This window comes from Streptomyces sp. NPDC031132, assembly GCF_055570595.1.
Genome location: NZ_JBVIGX010000001.1, coordinates 238,532 through 254,669, shown reverse-complemented (window position 1 = coordinate 254,669; position 16,138 = coordinate 238,532). Strand labels below are relative to the sequence as shown.

General features: G+C 73.8%; 15 protein-coding genes. 5 read left to right on the top strand and 10 right to left on the bottom strand.

The genetic code is table 11. The features are described from left to right. Nucleotides 1-40 precede the first annotated feature (40 nt). A complete protein-coding gene (locus ACZ49B_RS01170; protein ID WP_468299249.1) occupies nucleotides 41-643 on the top strand; it encodes a hypothetical protein in 603 nt (200 codons plus the stop codon). A 121-nt stretch (nucleotides 644-764) separates the two neighbouring features. On the opposite strand, the gene ACZ49B_RS01165 is transcribed toward ACZ49B_RS01170, so the two are convergent. From ACZ49B_RS01165 to ACZ49B_RS01155, 3 genes are read right to left on the bottom strand one after another with little or no spacing between them, the layout of a single operon-like run. Further along, complete coding sequence (locus ACZ49B_RS01165; protein WP_468299247.1) at nucleotides 765-1,040, bottom strand: hypothetical protein; 276 nt, start codon at nucleotides 1,038-1,040, stop codon at nucleotides 765-767. 10 nt (nucleotides 1,041-1,050) lie between these two features. Beyond that, nucleotides 1,051-1,767: a TetR/AcrR family transcriptional regulator gene (locus ACZ49B_RS01160; protein ID WP_468299245.1), complete on the bottom strand. Its 717-nt coding sequence runs from the start codon at nucleotides 1,765-1,767 to the stop codon at nucleotides 1,051-1,053. Between the two features lie 29 nt (nucleotides 1,768-1,796). Then, complete coding sequence (locus ACZ49B_RS01155; RefSeq protein ID WP_266663781.1) at nucleotides 1,797-2,726, bottom strand: AurF N-oxygenase family protein; 930 nt, start codon at nucleotides 2,724-2,726, stop codon at nucleotides 1,797-1,799. Between the two features lie 169 nt (nucleotides 2,727-2,895). Between ACZ49B_RS01155 and ACZ49B_RS01150 the strand changes: the two genes are divergently transcribed. Beyond that, a complete protein-coding gene (locus ACZ49B_RS01150) occupies nucleotides 2,896-3,999 on the top strand; it encodes a ferritin-like domain-containing protein (RefSeq protein WP_468299242.1) in 1,104 nt (367 codons plus the stop codon). A gap of 7 nt (nucleotides 4,000-4,006) precedes the next feature. Here the strand turns inward: ACZ49B_RS01150 and ACZ49B_RS01145 are convergent, their stop codons facing one another. After that, nucleotides 4,007-5,467 carry a penicillin-binding transpeptidase domain-containing protein gene (locus ACZ49B_RS01145; protein ID WP_468299239.1) on the bottom strand — a complete coding sequence of 487 codons (1,461 nt, stop codon included), beginning with the start codon at nucleotides 5,465-5,467 and terminating at the stop codon, nucleotides 4,007-4,009. After that, the gene (locus tag ACZ49B_RS01140; RefSeq protein WP_468299237.1) at nucleotides 5,464-6,858 is read right to left on the bottom strand and encodes an FtsW/RodA/SpoVE family cell cycle protein; all 1,395 of its coding nucleotides are present in this window, start codon (nucleotides 6,856-6,858) and stop codon (nucleotides 5,464-5,466) included. Before ACZ49B_RS01140 ends, ACZ49B_RS01145 begins: the two co-directional genes overlap by 4 nt. 148 nt (nucleotides 6,859-7,006) lie before the next feature. Between ACZ49B_RS01140 and ACZ49B_RS01135 the strand changes: the two genes are divergently transcribed. From ACZ49B_RS01135 to ACZ49B_RS01125, 3 genes are all read left to right on the top strand, one after another. Then, nucleotides 7,007-7,396: a DUF6325 family protein gene (locus ACZ49B_RS01135; protein WP_468299235.1), complete on the top strand. Its 390-nt coding sequence runs from the start codon at nucleotides 7,007-7,009 to the stop codon at nucleotides 7,394-7,396. After that, nucleotides 7,396-7,830 (top strand): hypothetical protein, encoded by a 435-nt coding sequence (locus tag ACZ49B_RS01130; RefSeq protein WP_468299233.1) that lies wholly within the window; start codon nucleotides 7,396-7,398, stop codon nucleotides 7,828-7,830. The genes ACZ49B_RS01135 and ACZ49B_RS01130 overlap by 1 nt, the downstream gene beginning before the upstream one ends. A gap of 205 nt (nucleotides 7,831-8,035) precedes the next feature. Then, nucleotides 8,036-9,928 (top strand): C40 family peptidase, encoded by a 1,893-nt coding sequence (locus tag ACZ49B_RS01125; RefSeq protein WP_468299231.1) that lies wholly within the window; start codon nucleotides 8,036-8,038, stop codon nucleotides 9,926-9,928. On the opposite strand, the gene ACZ49B_RS01120 is transcribed toward ACZ49B_RS01125, so the two are convergent. The 5 genes from ACZ49B_RS01120 to ACZ49B_RS01100 form a co-directional block, all read right to left on the bottom strand. Continuing rightward, the gene (locus ACZ49B_RS01120) at nucleotides 9,856-11,139 is read right to left on the bottom strand and encodes a styrene monooxygenase/indole monooxygenase family protein (RefSeq protein ID WP_468299229.1); all 1,284 of its coding nucleotides are present in this window, start codon (nucleotides 11,137-11,139) and stop codon (nucleotides 9,856-9,858) included. The two genes, ACZ49B_RS01125 and ACZ49B_RS01120, sit on opposite strands and share 73 nt — an antisense overlap. A gap of 76 nt (nucleotides 11,140-11,215) precedes the next feature. After that, nucleotides 11,216-11,839, bottom strand: coding sequence for a GTP-binding protein (locus ACZ49B_RS01115; protein ID WP_468299227.1), 624 nt, complete (start codon nucleotides 11,837-11,839; stop codon nucleotides 11,216-11,218). Then, nucleotides 11,820-12,275 carry a DUF742 domain-containing protein gene (locus ACZ49B_RS01110; protein WP_468299225.1) on the bottom strand — a complete coding sequence of 152 codons (456 nt, stop codon included), beginning with the start codon at nucleotides 12,273-12,275 and terminating at the stop codon, nucleotides 11,820-11,822. The genes ACZ49B_RS01115 and ACZ49B_RS01110 overlap by 20 nt, the downstream gene beginning before the upstream one ends. Next, complete coding sequence (locus ACZ49B_RS01105) at nucleotides 12,272-12,751, bottom strand: roadblock/LC7 domain-containing protein (protein WP_468299223.1); 480 nt, start codon at nucleotides 12,749-12,751, stop codon at nucleotides 12,272-12,274. The genes ACZ49B_RS01110 and ACZ49B_RS01105 overlap by 4 nt, the downstream gene beginning before the upstream one ends. Next, entirely contained in the window at nucleotides 12,748-15,939 is a 3,192-nt protein-coding gene (locus ACZ49B_RS01100) for a sensor histidine kinase (RefSeq protein WP_468299221.1), read from the bottom strand. The genes ACZ49B_RS01105 and ACZ49B_RS01100 overlap by 4 nt, the downstream gene beginning before the upstream one ends. Nucleotides 15,940-16,138 lie beyond the last annotated feature (199 nt).

The following is a 16,138-nucleotide window of genomic DNA, read 5'->3' as shown; positions in this document are numbered from 1 at the left end:
CCTAGGTTGGTCGGACCTGGACCGGACCTAAGGATTTCCCGTGAGCACCGTCAACCGCCGCACTCTCGTACGAGCCGCCGCAGTGACCGTCTGCGCCGGAACCCTCCTCGGGCTGCCCGCCGCGGCCGCCCTCGCCGAAGGGGTGCCCGCGGTTTCGGCCGCGCGCTCCGCGGGGGCGCCCCGGACCCTGGTCAAGAGCCTCGCCCTCGCGGACGGCGTGTCCAAGGCGAACGTCTACCGCATCGCCAAGGGCGGCTTCCAGGCCGACATCCTGGCGGCCGACGGCGCCAAGGCTGCCACCCTGACCAGCGGTGACGGCGCCGCGGGCTTCGGCGGCTCCGGCCCGCTGCACGTCGCGCTCCAGCCCGACGGCCGGCTGTCCTCCTGGGTCGGCGGCACGGGCGGGACCGGCGCCGACAGCGGTACGCCCGTCGCCGACGGGTACAAGACCGGGATCCGGGACGGGCAGGTCGTCCAGGCCTCGGCTTCGACCGCCCGCTCGGTCGCCTCCGGGACCCTGGACACGCTGGCCGACGGGCCGGGTGACGGCGTGCTGCTGCTCGCCGCGGGCGGCGGTATCGCGGCCGTGGGCGCCGCCGGGCTCGGCTTCGCCATGCTGCGCCGCGGGCGCACCGAGGGCTGATCCGCCGGGATCCTCGCAAGACCGCCCCCTAAAACGGGCAAATCCGACCCTCCCGGAGCCCCCGGACCCGGTGCCGGCGCCGCCCGTGGACCTGGAAACCCCCTAGGGGGCGTCTTGCCGATCAGGCCGGCGGCGGGGTCGGCTTGCTCCAGGGCCAGCGGATCTTGGGCTTCTGGCCGGACGGGGCGTAGGTGTACTTCCAGCCCTTCTGGAGGTGCAGCCGCTTGGTGTAGCCCGACGGGACCCGCTCGTACAGCAGGACCGTCGCAGGGCCGCCGTCGGCCGACGGGACCGGGATCTCGTACCACTTCGGCGGGTGGCCGGTCGGGCCGACGAGGATCGGGAGGACCCGGCCGTCCATCGGGCCGCCCTCGAAGGGGGTGGGTTCGCTTCTCACCCCACCAGTGTCACAGCAGGTGGGCGGCCTCGGAGACCACAGGGATCACGCGCCGGGCCAGAACCCCGACCGGGCCGTCCGCCGATTCGAGGGCCAGCGCGGCCCGCGCCGCGGCGGCGGTCTCCGGGTCGGTGGCCGCCGTCGCCGTCAGCAGGGCTATGAACTGGTCCACCAGCCAGTCGCGCAGGGACGAGACGTCCGGCTGCTTTCCCTCGTCGATCCAGATCAGGGAGGCCGCCTCGACCGCGGTGATCCAGGTGCGGACCATCATCCGCAGCCGCGGGCCGGGGGCCGGGACCGCCAGGTGGTAGAGGATCTGCTGCGCCGCCGCCCGGCGGATGCCGTCCACCGTCGCCGTCGTACGGGAGGTCTCGACGACGCTGCCGCCCTGGAGGAGGGCCGAGAAGCCCGCGTCGTGCTCGTCCACGAAGGCCAGGTAGCGGTCCAGCGCCCGGGAGAGGCGCTGGGTCAGGGGACCGACCTGCGGTTCGGCGAAGCACTGCTCCAGCAGGTCCGCCGCCGAGCGCAGGGCGGCCTCGTACAGCTGCTGCTTGCCGCCCGGGAAGTAGCGGTAGACCAAGGGCCGTGAGACGCCCGCCGCCTCGGCGACGTCGTCGAGCGAGACCTCCTCCGGGGCCCGGTGCGCGAACAGCGACAAGGCGGCGTCGAGGAGCTGGGCCCGCCGCTCCTCGACGCTCAGCCTGCGGTACGCGCGTACGGTCGTCATGCCCGCAGGGTAGCCCCGGAACAGCCGGTTCAGGCGAGGAGTCCGGAGCTCTTCCACAGCCTGCGGCCGACCCCGCGCAGCACGCCGATGTCGTCGAGGAAGTCCGTGAGGCGCTTGGCGCCCGTCTGCATGACCTCGCGGCGGTGGCCGCTCGCCCGGACCTGGGCGACGGCTTCGCGCCGATCGAGGCCGATGTTCTCGTAGACCTGGGGGTTGACGAAGGCCAGGGAGAAGACGCGGGCCGCCTCGCCGCAGCTGATGCGGGTGAGTTCCTGTTCCCAGCGCGGGGCGGTCAGCATCTGGCGGCGCAGTTCCTCGCGGGCGTAGCGGACGTGCCGGGCCTCCTCGATGACGTGGATGCGGGTGACGCCGCGTACGAGGGGCTGGATGCGCTCGTCGGGGAAGGTGAGGCGCTGCATCCAGTCGAGGATCTCCTCGCCGAGCAGGGTGCAGGCGAAGGAACCCGGGGTCGTGGAGACCGTCTTGAGGATGCGGGCGAGGTTGTGGTTGAGGCGGGAGACCGGGTAGGCGGGAGCGCCGGCCTTCTGGATCATGCGGGCGAACATCATCGAGTGGCGGCACTCGTCGGCTATCTCGGTGAGCGCGTAGCGGACGTGGTTGCTGGTCAGGGACTTGTCGTAGATGTGCCGGACCATCAGCTGCATCAGGATGATCTCGAACCAGATGCCGAGCGAGCCGAGCGCCGCCGCCTCGTGGCGGGAGAGGTCGATGCGCTGCTCCTCGCCCATCTTCTTCCACAGCGGGGTGTCGTAGAGGGAGAGCAGCTCGGGCGGCCAGTAGTACGTGCCGTCGATGGGCGGTGCGTCCCAGTCGAGTTCCTTGTCGGGGTCGAAGGAGTGCTTGGCCGAGGATTCGAGCAGTCGTGCGGCGATCTCTTCGCGGTCCTTGAGGAGGCCGAGCGCGTCCTGCAGCGCGCCTCGATCGGTCACGGTCGTCATGGCTTCGGATACCTCGCTCATCGGGTTACCGGCGGTCATCACTTATGAGACTGCTTGTCAGCAAGACCGTCAATCCCCTGCGCACGACTTGTTGACCCCGCGTCTACCAACGTGTGACGCTGCCAACCATCCAGTCCTGTACGGAAGTACACGAGCCGAGGGGGCGTCAGTGTCGACGCACGAGCTCTACACCAAGGACCCGGGCGCGGACGTCTGGCAGGTTCCGGCCTCTGGCGCAGCCCGCTTCAGCTGGGAGTACGCCGACGGCCGCGAACGGCTCCTGGCCCTGTACCAGAAGGGCAAGGACAAGCAGTGGGACGGCGCCAAGCGCATCGACTGGGAGCTGGAGGTGGACCCGTACAACCCGCTCGGCACCCCGGACGAGGCGCTGACCCTCTACGGCACCCGGCACTGGTCGAGACTCACCGAGAAGGACAAGGGCGAGCTGCGCCGGCACTACACCGCCTGGAACTTCAGCCAGTTCCTGCACGGCGAGCAGGGCGCGATGGTGTGCGCGGCGCGGATCGTGGAGTCGGTGCCGGACCTGGACGCGAAGTTCTACTCCGCGACCCAGACGATGGACGAGGCCCGGCACGCCGAGATCTTCGGCCGCTTCCTGCACGAGAAGGTCGGGATGCTCTACCCGATCAACGACAGCCTCCAGGGGCTGCTCGGCGACACCCTGCGCGACTCCCGCTGGGACATGCCGTACCTGGGCATGCAGGTGCTCATCGAGGGGCTGGCGCTGGCCGCGTTCGGGATGATCCGCGACACGACCGACCAGCCGCTGCCGAAGCAGATCCTGGCGTACGTCATGCAGGACGAGGCCCGGCACGTGGCGTTCGGGCGGATGGCGCTGCGCGACTACTACAAGCAGTTGACGGACGCCGAGCTGCGTGAGCGCGAGGAGTTCGTGATCGAGGGCTGCCACCTGATGCGGGACCGGCTGCGCGGGGTGGAGGTGCTGGAGAACTTCGGCATCCCGCGCAAGGAGGCCGAGCAGTTCAGCGAGCAGTCGGAGTTCCTGCACCTGTTCCGGAAGCTGCTGTTCAGCCGGATCGTGCCGTGCGTGAAGGACATCGGCCTGTGGGGCGAGCGGCTGCAGAAGGCGTACCTGGACATGGGCGTCTTCGAGATGGGCAACTCCAACCTGGACCTGCTGATGAGCCAGGACGAGGAGATCGCCGAGGCCCTGGACCGCGAACGGTTCGCGGCGGAGGAGGCGGAGCGGGTGGCGGAGGTCGAGGCGGCCATCGCGGAGGGCGCGGAGTAGGGGCAGGTCACGGCGCGGCGAGCGCGGCCTCCATCACCGCGCGGGCGATCGGCGCCGCCGCGCCGTTGCCGCTGATGTCCCCGCGGTGCGCCTCCGCGTCCTCGACCACCACGGCGACCGCGACCCCCGGCAGCGGCGCGTCCTCGGCCTTGGCCCAGCCGATGAACCAGGCGTACGGGGTCCCCGCGTTGCCGACGCCGTGCTGGGCGGTGCCGGTCTTGCCGCCGACCACCGCGCCCGGGATCGCAGCGTTGTGGCCGGTGCCGTTCTCCACCACCTGCACCATCAGCTCCTGCAGGCGCAGGGCCGTCGCCGGGTTCATCGCCCGGCCCAGGCTGCGCTGCTGCCCGCGCCGGACCTGGACCCCGTCGTCCTGGGTGGTCCGGTCCACGAGGTAGGGGGACTTGAGCTCGCCGCCGTTCGCCACCGCCGCCGCCACCCTCGCCATCTGCAGCGGCGTCGCCGTCGTGTTGAACTGCCCGATGGACGACAGCGCCAGCTGGTCCGGGCTCATGTCGGTGTCGAAGTTCGACCGCGACACCCAGGCCGGCACCCGCAGCCCGTCGTCGTCGAACCCGAACCGGCGGGCCGCGTCCACCATCCTGCGCAGCCCGACCTGGACCCCGATCTTCGCCATCACCGTGTTGCAGGACCATTGCACCGCCTCCGCCATCGAGGCGTCCCGGCAGCCGGTGCCCGCGTTCGGCAGCAGGGTGCTCGTACCCGGCAGTGGGTAGGGGTCGGGGGTCTGCGTGGGCGCGTCCACGTCGGCGACCACGCCCGCGTCCAGGGCCGCGGCCGCCGTCACGATCTTGAAGGTGGAGCCCGGCGGGTACGTCTCGCGCAGCGCCCGGTTCAGCATCGGCCGCGCGGGGTCCGCGTTCAGCCGCGCCCAGGCCGCCTTGACGGCCGCGCCCGTGCCGGAGAGCACCGCCGGATCGTACGAGGGGCTGCTGACCAGCGCGAGGATCTCCCCGGTGGCGGGGTCGAGCGCGGCCACCGCGCCGCGCCGGCCCGCCAGCCCGGTGTACGCGGCCCGCTGCAGGCCGGCCCGGACGGTGGTCGCCGCGTTCCCGCCGGCGGGCCGGCCGCGGGCGAGGTCGTACCAGAGAGGGAAGGCCGAGAGCCCCGGGTCGGTGCCCGAGAGGATCGCGTCCTCGGCGCGCTCGAGCAGGCTGGTCCCGTACGTCTGCGAGGAGAACCCGGTGACCGGCGCGTACAGCGGGCCGTTCGCGTACGTCCGCTCGTAGCGCAGCAGCTGGCCGCTGTCCCGGGAGCCGGTGACGGGCCGGCCGTCGACCAGGATGTCCCCGCGGGGCTGGGCGTAGCGCTCGATGGCGGGACGCTTGTTGGCCGGGTTCGCGCCGTACGCGGCGGCCTCCCAGACCTGCACCCGGGCCACGTTGACGAGCAGGGCGACGAGCAGCAGCGCGCAGAAGTACCCGCACCAGCGGATGTACCGGATCACTCGGCGGCCCCCGCCCGGGCCTGTGCGGCTTCCGCTCCGGCGGGGCGGGGCCGGCGGGCGCTGTCGCCGAGCCGGACGAGCAGCGCGACGATGATCCAGTTGGTGACGACGGAGGAGCCGCCCTGGGCGAGGAAGGGCATCGCCATGCCGGTGAGCGGGATCAGCCCCGTGACTCCCCCGGCGATCACGAACACCTGGAGCGCCACGATCGAGGCGAGGCCGGTGGCGAGGAGGCGCCCGAAGGGGTCGCGCAGGGCGAGCCCGGCACGGAATCCGCGGTCCACGAGGAGCCCGTAGAGGAGCAGGATCGCGGTCAGGCCGACGAGGCCGAGTTCCTCCCCGGCGGTGGCGAGGATGAAGTCTGACTTGGCGGCGAAGCCGATGAGGAAGGACTGGCCGTGGCCGAGTCCGGAGCCGAGGAGTCCGCCCGCGCCGAAGGCGAAGAGGGACTGGGCGAGCTGGCCGGGCCCTTCACCGCGCTCGATGGAGGCGAAAGGATTCACCCAGTCCTCGACCCGGCTGTGCACGTGCGGCTCCAGCGTGCCGACGGCGTACGCGCCCAGGGCGGCCAGCAGCAACCCGATCGCGATCCAGCCGATCCGCCCGGTGGCGGTGAACAGCATGACGACGAAGAGCCCGAAGAACAGCAGCGAGGTCCCGAGGTCGCGTTCGAGGACGAGGACACCGACGCTGAGCAGCCAGATCGCGAGGATCGGGCCGAGGACCCGGCCGGGCAGGAGGCGCAGCTTCCAGAAGAGCCGGCGGCCGGTGAGGGCGAGCGCGGTGCGGTTCGCGGCGAGGTAGGCGGCGAAGAAGACGGCGAGCAGGATCTTGGCGAACTCGCCGGGCTGGAAGGAGAGTCCGGCGAAGCGGATCCAGATGTGGGCGCCGTTGACGGCCGGGAAGAACACGGGGACGAGCATCAGCGCGAGGGCGGCGGCCACGGAGAGGTAGGCGTACTTCTGGAGCACGCGGTGGTCGCGCAGCAGGACCACCACGAGGACGAAGAGGGCCACGCCCAGGGCGGACCAGCGCAGTTGGTCCCCGGCGGTGAGGTGGGCGGGGGTGGCGACGTCGAGGCGCTGGATGAGGACGAGGCCGAGGCCGTTGAGCAGGACGGCGATGGGGAGCACGAGCGGGTCGGCGTACGGGGCCCGGAAGCGGACGGCGAGGTGCGCGATCAGGGCGGCGGCGGCGAGGCCGGCGGCGTAGTGGCCGGCGGGCCGGGGGGTGCGGCCGGTGGTGGCGAGGCCGACGTAGTGGTGGCCGAGGACGGAGATGAGGACGGCCCCGGCGAGGAGCGTCAGCTCGACGCCCCTGCGTTTGGAGGCGGAGCCGTCGGGGGGTGGGGGCGGGGCGGGCTCCGCCACCTCTGCCGTCAGAGCGGTCATACGGGAAACGTAGCAAGTGGACGGATGGTATGTCCGCTTATGTCATAGAGTGCCGAAGAGTCGTCAGAAGAGCCGTCAGAAGAGTCATCAGAAGGCCGTCAGAGCGCCGTCAGAACGGTCACGAGGGCACGAACGGGAGCCGCGGCACATGGGACCAGTGGAATTCATCGTCCTGGCCTTCCCGGAGGAGCAGCTGCGGGTGCCTGCGGTCGAGGCCGTGATGGGGCTGCGCAAGGCGGGGGTGGTCCGGCTCATCGACGGGCTCGTGGTCTCGAGAACGGCTGCGGGTGAGGTGCTGGCGGCGGAGTTCGACGAGTTCATGGAGCTCCAGGGGCTGCTGAGGCACCGTGAGGCCGCGCAGCTGATCGGGGCGGAGGACGTCCAGGAGGCGGCGGAGCTGCTGGAGCGGGGCAGCTGCGCGCTGCTGCTGGTGGTGGAGCACGTGTGGGCCGAGGACGCGGCGATCGCCGTACGGGCGGCGGGCGGGCGGATCGTGGGCTCGGTCCGGATCCCGCCGGAGCGGACGGGGGCGGCCTGATGTTCATCCGCCCGATCGGGGTACGAGTGGAACCGGCCCGCCGCCCCTCGGGCCACCCGCTGCTCCGCGGCCTCCTCACCCGAGCGGCGGGGCCACTGCCGGCCGGCGGCGAGGCGGGGGCGGGTCGGGGGGAGCCGGGCTCCGAACCAGGGGCCGAGCCCGCCACCCTGCCCGGCGGCCGGGGGGCGGAACCTGGGGCTGAGCCGGGCACCCTGCCCGGGGGCCCGGAGGCGGAGCCGGGCGCCCTGCCCGGCGGCCCGGCCACGGAACCTGGGGCGGAGCCGGGGGCCGTGGCCGGTGGCCCGGGGACGGAGCCGGGGCTCCCGCTCGGTGGGCTGGCCGCCGAGTTGGCGGAGTTGGCGAAGCTGGCCCGGGAGGGCCTCCTGACCCCGCAGGAGTTCAAGGAGGCGAAGACCCGCCTCCTCCACCCCTGACGGGGTGCAAGGTCGGACCCGGCCGGCCGCCCCTGGCCCGGCGCTCCCGCCGGCGCGGGTCCGCAGCGGCACGGGGACCGTGTCCAGCCCTTCGGCGATCGCGGCGGGTGCTGGGCCGGAGGGGTGAGAGTGGGGAACTGGCCGTCCCGGGTGGGGGATTTGTCATACCGGGCGTGGCAGCATCGGCCGCCTGGAGGTGATCCACATGTCACGCCGCCTGCTCCGCGCCGTCTGCATCGCCGCCGTGGTCGTCACGGCCGGGCCGTTTCCCGCCACCCACGCCAAGCCCGCACTCGGCACCCCCTCGGCCCCCGTCACCGCCCGGCAGACTCCCGGTGGAGCGGACGCCGCCACCCGCCACACCGCTCGCGCGGCCCACGCCGGCCCCCGGCAGACTCCCGGCATCGCCACCCGGCGCGACCCCGGCTCGGCGGTTGCCGCCGCCCGGCAGAACCCGGGGTTCAGGGGCCGCACCGCCCCGCAGGGACTGGGCGCGCCGGACGCGATCACCCCGCCGGCCGCCGGTGCGGGGGATGCCACCGCCCGCCAGGGTGCCGGCGCCGCAGGCGCCACGCCTCAGCCGTCCCCCGGCGCCGGCGGCGCCACCGCCCGGCGGACTCCCGGCGCGGGAGGCACCGCCGGCCTCCGGGCCACCGGCTCCGGAGGCGGCTCCGACCGGCAGGGTCCGGGCGCCGCCGCCCCGCGGAGCCTCGGCTCCTCGGATGGTCCCGCCTCGCAGACCACCGGCGCCCGCGGCGCCACCGCCCCGACGCGCCCCGGCGCCACAGGCAGCGCCGCTCCGCAGGCCCCCGGCGCGGCGGACGCCACCGCCTCCCAGGCCGCCGGCTCGGCAGAGCCCGGCGACACCACGAGCCCCGGCGCCGCAGGCGCCACCGCCCCCCGGGTCGGCGGCTCGGCAGAGCCCGGCGACACCACGAGCCCCGGCGCCGCAGACGTCCCCGCACCGCGGGCCACCGGCGCAGCCGGCGCCGCCGCCCCAGGCGCCGCAGGTGCCCCCGCGGCGGTGGGGGTCGGGGGGTTGCTGGCGCAGTTGCGGGGGCTTTACCGGCAGGCCGAAGAGGCCGCCGAGGCGTACAACGCCACCGAAGTCGCCCTCAAGGCCGGGCAGGACGAGGAGCGGCGGCTCAGTGCCGCGCTCGGGAAGGCCCGTACCGCCCTCGGGGCGGAGAAGGCCGCCGCCGGGCGGATGGCCCGGGCGCAGTACCAGGGGGCCCGCGGGTTCTCCCCGTACGCCCGGATGCTGCTCACCGGGGACCCCCAGGCCGCCCAGGACCAGCGCCGGCTCGCCGCCCGTGAGGGCGCCCGCCGGGCGGGGGTGCTGGCCCGCCTCACCCGCGGCGAGCACCGGGCCGACGTGCTCGCCACCGCCGCCCGCAAGTCCCTCGACGCCCAGCAGTCCCTGAACGCACAGCGCAAGCAGCACAAGCAACAGGTCGACCTCAAGCTCAAGCAGGTCGAGCGGATGCTCGCCTCGCTCAGCCCCGAGCAGCTCACCCAGCTCGGTGCCCGCGAGGCCGCCGACACCGCCACCGCGCAGCGGCAGCTGCTGGGCTCCGGCCGACTCGCCACCACTCCCCGTACGCCCACGGCCGCCGGCGGCGCCGCCCTGACCTACGCCACCGAGCAGATCGGCAAACCCTACGTCTGGGGCGCCGAGGGGCCGGGGTCCTTCGACTGCTCCGGGCTCACCTCACAGGCCTGGGCGCACGCCGGCCGGTCCATCCCCCGGACCAGCCAGGAGCAGTGGGCGCAGCTCCCCAAGGTGCCCCTGGACGAGCTGCGCCCCGGCGATCTGGTGGTCTACTTCCCCACCGCCACCCACGTGGCCCTGTACGTCGGCGACGGGAAGGTGATCCAGGCCCCGCGGCCCGGCGCGAAGGTCAAGGTCTCCCCCATCGCGGCCAATCCGCTGCTCGGAGCCGTACGGCCCGATCCCGAAGGGGACCCGCTCGCCGAATTCACCCCGCCGCCGATCCCCGAGGCCTCGGGCGGCGACGACAGCGGTTACTCCGCCGAAGCGGCGCCGGCCGACGACGCCGACGATGCCGGCGCCGACGACGCGACCTCCGCCACGTAGTCCGCCGCGTCCTGCGGGTCGTAGAAGTACGCGTCGAAGTCGGCCGGGTTGTCGAAGCCGTTGGCGAAACGGTCCGCCACCGGCTGCAGCTGCCCGGCCGCGCCGATCAGGTTCAGTACGTGCTCCGGCGGGACGCCCAGCATCGCGTTCGTCCACTGGGTGACCGGCTTGCCCGTCGTGAACCAGAACTTGTCGAACGTCGCCTTCATCCACGCCTCGTCGAACGGCTTGTCCCCGTGCATCAGGATCGACGACAGGTACGAGGCCGCGCACTTCGACGCCGAGTTCGAACCCTGGCCGGTGATCGGGTCGTTCGCGACGACCACGTCCGCGACGCCCAGCACCAGCCCGCCGCCGGGCAGCCGCCCGACCGGCTTGCGGACGACGGGCGCGTACCGGCCGGCCAGCGTGCCGCCCGCGTCCGTCAGTTCCGCCTTCCTCGCCCGCGCGTACTCCCAGGGCGTGAACTTCTCCATCAGCTCCAGCGTGAGCGCGAGGTGCTCCGCCGGGTCGTTCACCCCGCGGAACACGTCCAGCGGACCGCCCGGGAGCCCCTCCCAGAACAGGATGTCCGCCCGCCCCGACGTGGTCAGCGCGGGCATCACGAACAGCTCGCCCACCCCCGGCACCAGGTTGCAGCGCACCGCCTCCGTCTCCGGGTGCTCGGCGCGCGGCTCGAGCCCGTGCACGTACGAGACGGCCAGCGCGCGCTGCGGCGCGTCGTACGGGGAGCGTGCCGCGTCCCGCCCGAACATCGACACCAGCTCGCCCTTGCCCGCGGCGACCAGCACCAGGTCGTACGTACGGGAGAAGTAGTCCAGGTCGGCGACGGACGCGCCGTGGATCACCAGCTGTCCGCCGCGCTGCACGAAGACGTCGAGCCAGCCGGCCATCTTCAGGCGCTGGTCCACGGACTGCGCGTACCCCTTGAGGCGGCCGAGCCAGTCGACGGGGCGGGTGCCGTCGGGGCCGGCCACCGAGACGCCGATGCCCTCGATGCGCGGGGCCTGCCGCTCCCAGAAGTTCAGCCCGAGGTCGCGCTCGTGCTGGAGCGCGGTGTCGAACATGACCTGCGTGGACATGATCCGCCCGGTGCGGATCTCGTCCGCCGTCCGGTTGGACATGAGGGTGATCTCGTACCCCTTGGCCTGGAGGCCGAGGGCGAGCTGGAGACCGGACTGGCCGGCCCCCACGACGAGTATCTTGCGCATCTCACGTTCTCGATTCGGGTGAGCGGTTCGGCGGTTCGGCGGTCCTACGGAGCCGGGCGGCTACGGAGCTACGGAGCTATTCGGGGGTGGCGTCCAGCGCGTGGCCCACCAGCGTCAGCAGGGAGGCGACGACCGTGTCCCGGCGCCGCGCATCCATGATCACGACCGGCACGTGCGGCGGGATGGTCAGCGCCTCGCGCACGTCCTCCGGCTCGTACGCGTGCGAGCCCTCGAAGTGGTTGACGGCGACGGCGTACGGCAGCCCGCAGCTCTCGAAGTAGTCGAGGGCCGGGAAGCAGTCGCGCAGCCGGCGCGTGTCGGCCAGCACGATCCCGCCGATGGCGCCGCGCACCAGGTCGTCCCACATGAACCAGAACCGCTCCTGGCCCGGGGTCCCGTACACGTACAGCACGAGGTCCTCGGCGAGGGTGATGCGGCCGAAGTCCATCGCGACGGTGGTGGTGCTCTTGTCCGGCGTGGCCGACAGGTCGTCCGTCGGGAGGCTGGCCTGCGTCATCACCGCCTCGGTGCGCAGCGGGGCGATCTCGGAGACGGACGACACGAAGGTGGTCTTGCCGACGCCGAAGCCGCCCGCGACCAGCACCTTGACGGCGACGGGGGCGCGGGAGCGGTCGTACTGCCAGGGCTGGACGGGCTCGTCGTCCACCGAGGTGACCGGCTCAGAGACTGCGAAGACCACTGAGCACCCTTTCCAGCAGCGCGCGCTCGGGGCGCCCGGGGCCGTGCCCCGTCCCGTAGACGCGTATCCGTCCCTGATCGGCGAGGTCGCTGACCAGGACGCGGACCACGCCGAGCGGCAGCTTCAGCAGCGCGGATATCTCGGCGATGGTGCGCATGCGGCGGCAGACCTCGACGATGGCCGGCATCTCGGGCATGCGGTCGTCGGGTATGCGGCCGTCGGCCATGCGGTCGTCCTGTCCGCGGCCGTCGGGTATCTGCGGCTGCGACGCCCGGGTGTCGAGGGCGGCGACGAACGTCTCCACGTGCAGGACCTGCGTGAAGCGGGTGCGGCCGCCCGTCAGGGAGTACGGGCGGACGCGGGCGGGCCGGCGGTCGGCTCCGCGTATCGGCAGCCGGTCGGACGCGGACGCCGACGCCGAGGCCGTACTCCTCACGGGGTCTTCTCCATCGACTGGCGCAGCTCGCTGCGGACTTCGGGGGTCAGGACGTGTCCGGCGCGGCCGACGAACAGGGCCATGTGGTAGGCCACCACGCTCATGTCGCAGTCGGGCGTGGCGTGCACGCCGAGGAGCGAGCCGTCGCTGATGGCCATCACGAAGACGGAGCCGTGCTCCATCGCCACCATCGTCTGCTTGACCCCGCCGCCGTCCATGAGCTCGGCGGCGCCGGTGGTGAGGCTGCCGAGGCCGGAGACGATGGTGGCCAGGTCGGCGGAGGCGCCGCGCGGGCCCTTGGTGCGCGCGGGGCTCTCGCCGGCGGCTCCTCCGGGGTCGGAGGACAGCAGCAGGAGCCCGTCCGAGGACACGACGGCGACGGAGTTGACGCCGGGCACCTCCTCGACCAGGTCGGTCAGCAGCCACTGCAGGTTGCGGGCCTGGGTGCTCAGTCCGTACGTACTGGGCGCGGTCATGTGCGTGCCTCCTGTGCGGTGTCCCCCTGGTCGGTGTCCTGTGCGAGCTCGGCGGCCACGACGCGCCGTCCGTCCCGCGTCCCCTGGTAGAAGCCGCCGAGGCGGCGGCGCAGCTCCTCCGCGTCGACGCGGCGCGCCGGCTCGGACGGCCGTGCGGCCTCGGGGCGACGTGCGGCCACCGTGCGCGGGGTCCGCTTGGGCAGCCCCTTGTCGGTGACGGCCTCCGGTCCCGCGTCGGGGTGGCTCCCCTGACGGGGGACCCAGTCGGCCTCGTCGGGTGCGTGCCGGTGGGGCTCCGCCGGGCCGTCGGGGGCGACGGCGTCGGCGGTCTGCCCGGGGAGCGGCAGTCCTTGTTCCGGTACGTCGGCCCGCGGTCCGGCATCGGGCAGCTGGTCGGCGGACGCCGGGTCGGGGTCGGACCCGGCGAAGGCCTCCGGTCCCGCGTCGGGGACGACCCGCGCGAGGAGCTCGTCGCCGGGATCCCGCTCGACCGGGACCTCTGCAGCTGCGCCGGCCACGGTGAACACCTGCTCGGCGCCCGGCAGCTCGGGCTCCGGCTCCGCCGGCACCACCCGCGCCAGCAGCTCGTCGGCGGGCGCCGATCCGCTCGCGGCGGTGAACACCTGGTCGGCGGGAGGCAGGACGCCCTCCGGGCCCGCGAAGGCGTGGCCGCCCGAGGCAGGCTCCGCCTCCGGCGCCTGCGCCTGGACCGTGAACACCTGGTCGGCGGGCGGCAGCCCACCGTCCGCGGCCAGGCCGTGCACCTCCGCGTCGGGCTCGAGCCCCCCGGCCAGATCCGGCCCGAAGTCCGGTGCCAGGTCCGCGCCCGACACCTCGGCGGCTTCTCCGGCGGCCACGCCGGAACCCGGGTCCGGGACCGGCTCCGCGTCCGGGACCGTCGCCTCGGCGGCGGCCGCGGCCGCGGCGAACAGCGCATCCGCATCCGCGTCGGGCTCCGGCCCCCCGGCGAGATCCGGCCCGAGGTCCGAGCCCAGGGGCTCCTCCGGGGCGGTCGGGTCGGTGGTGTCCCACTCCATGCTGCGCAGCAGCTCCGCGTCCGCCTCCGGGCCCGGGTCCCGGAAGGGCTCGGGGGCGGGGGCGGCCTCGGCCTGGGGCTCCGCGTCCCGTTCCACCGCCGGAGGCACCCGGCGGGGCGGGATGGTGTTCTCGTTCGCCTCGGCGATCACGCCCGGCAGCCGCAGCTCCGGCACGCCCGGCGTGGCGAAGGTGTGCACCGGCGAGCTCGGCGGGGTGGCCGGGAGCAGCGACGCCGGGACGACCACCAGGGCCTCCGTGCCGCCGTGCCGCCCCGCGCGCAGCTCCGCGGTGACCCCGTGCCGGGCCGCGAGGCGCCCCGCCACGTACAGGCCGAGGCCCAGGCCGTGTTCCGCTTCGGGCTCCTCGTCGTACGCCTCGGGCGTGGCCAGCCGGGCGTTCAGCGCCTCCAGCCGGTCGCCGGTGACGCCGATGCCCTCGTCCACGACGGACAGCACCACGTCACCCGAGTCGAGCAGCCACCCGGAGACCCGCACCTTGGCCTCCGGCGGCGAGAACGTCGTCGCGTTCTCCAGCAGCTCGGCGAGCACGTGCGAGATGTCGTCGGCCGCGTGCCCCGCGACCTGGGTGAACGGGGGCAGCGCCGCCAGCTCGACGCGCTCGTAGCGCTCGATCTCGCTGACCGCGGCCCGCATGACGTCCACCAGCGGGACCGGGGCCCCGGCGCCGTGGCCGTGCTCCTGTCCGGCCAGGACCAGCAGGTTCTCGTTGTGGCGGCGCATGACCGTCGCCAGGTGGTCCATCTTGAAGAGGGTCGCCAGCCGGTCCGGGTCCTGTTCCTTGGACTCCAGCTCCTCGATGACCGCGAGCTGGCGCTCGACCAGCCCCAGGGTGCGCAGGGACAGTGAGACCGATGTCGTCGACATGATGCGGCGGTGCTCTTCGAGGCCGGCCCGCAGCTGCGTCAGCTCCGCCTCCAGTCCCTCCCGGCCCGAGCTCAGCGCCTCGTTGCGGCCGATGAGCCGGCGCGCGTCGGCGTCGAGGCCGGCGATCCGGGTGTGCAGGGAGACCGTCTGGTCGCGGACCGCGTTGAGGTGGCGTACGACCTCGGCGAACTCGTCGTTGCGGCCGGTGAAGCGGACCGGCTCCACCGAGCCCTCCGGGGTCGCCAGCCGGGCCGCGCCGCGGCGCAGGACGGACAGCGGCCGGGTCAGCGAGCGGGCCACGGCCGTCGAGAAGCCGACGGCGACCAGGAACAGCAGGCCGAGGACGGCGACCAGCATCTCCAGCCGGGTCACGTCGTCGTCGCGCAGGGTGGCGAGGGCGGTGGCCCGCTGCCCGGCGAGGGTGGACTCCACGGACCGCATGCGGTCGATGCGGGCGGTGAGCGCGGGGGCGACGGTGGCCCCGTCGAGCTTGCGGTCGGCGGAGGACAGCGTGGGCCGCTCGGTGAGCCGCTTGAGGTAGTCGTCGGCCGTCTTGACCTCGGGGCCGGTGACGGTGGCGGCGAGGGTCTGGCGCACGTCGGGCCGCGCGACCCGGGTGAAGTCGTCGAGGGCGGCCTGCTCCCGTACGCGGGTCCGCTGGGCGGCGGTGGTCAGTTCGTCCACGACCGCGGAGTTGGGGACCTGCTCGCCGCGGGGGACGGCCAGTGCGGCGAGCAGCAGTCCACGGGTGGCCGAGGCCTGTTCCACGGCCTGGCCGAGGGGGGCCAGCGGGCGCGTGGTGGCGAGGGCGGCGCCGGCCCGCGGCGGGGTCAGCTCGGCGAGCCGGTCGCCGGGGGCGAGCAGTTCCGCGATGACGCCCGCGTACGCCTGGTGGGCGGCGAGGGCGCTGCCCTTGCCGTCGACGGCCTCGGTGCGGACGGCCTGGACGCGGCCGAGGGCGAGGGCGAGGGGCTCGTCGGCCTCGTTCCGGACCTCGGCGAGCTGTCGGTCGGTGAGCGCGGTGCGCTCTTGGACGGGGCCCTTCGCCTGTGCGCCGGGGCGGCCCTTGGCCACGTACTCGACGACGGCGTCGCGCTCGTCGGCGAGGAGGTGCGCGAGGGTGAGGGTGTGCTGGGTCTGCTCGGCGAGCGTGACCAGCTGCTGGGAGTCGTTCAGCTCCCGCGTCGCGGAGACCACGGCTGGTGTGCCGGCCGCGAGGACGGTGAGGCCGGCGACGGCGACGCCGATGACGAGCCTGCTGCGCACGCGGACGCGACGTCCTGCGGGGGCGGGTCCGTCGGTGGCGGTGCCGTTCTTCCGAGACCGCTTCTTCTGCACCGGTGCTCGCAATCCTGTACGTGTGCTCGTGCTCGTCTACTCGTGTGGCCGAGGTAACGGCCGGTCAACAAGTAAACGCCCCCTGCCCCCTCGTACCGCCTCAGACCTTTGCAGCGTGTTGGGGAGA

Bases quoted from the DNA above. Each gene is read 5' to 3' on its own strand.
- ACZ49B_RS01160 (WP_468299245.1), bottom strand. From the start codon at position 1,767: ATGACGACCGTACGCGCGTACCGCAGGCTGAGCGTCGAGGAGCGGCGG.
- ACZ49B_RS01155 (WP_266663781.1), bottom strand. From the start codon at position 2,726: ATGACGACCGTGACCGATCGAGGCGCGCTGCAGGACGCGCTCGGCCTC.
- ACZ49B_RS01140 (WP_468299237.1), bottom strand. From the start codon at position 6,858: ATGACCGCTCTGACGGCAGAGGTGGCGGAGCCCGCCCCGCCCCCACCC.
- ACZ49B_RS01135 (WP_468299235.1), top strand. From the start codon at position 7,007: ATGGGACCAGTGGAATTCATCGTCCTGGCCTTCCCGGAGGAGCAGCTG.
- ACZ49B_RS01130 (WP_468299233.1), top strand. From the start codon at position 7,396: ATGTTCATCCGCCCGATCGGGGTACGAGTGGAACCGGCCCGCCGCCCC.
- ACZ49B_RS01125 (WP_468299231.1), top strand. From the start codon at position 8,036: ATGTCACGCCGCCTGCTCCGCGCCGTCTGCATCGCCGCCGTGGTCGTC.
- ACZ49B_RS01120 (WP_468299229.1), bottom strand. From the start codon at position 11,139: ATGCGCAAGATACTCGTCGTGGGGGCCGGCCAGTCCGGTCTCCAGCTC.
- ACZ49B_RS01105 (WP_468299223.1), bottom strand. From the start codon at position 12,751: ATGACCGCGCCCAGTACGTACGGACTGAGCACCCAGGCCCGCAACCTG.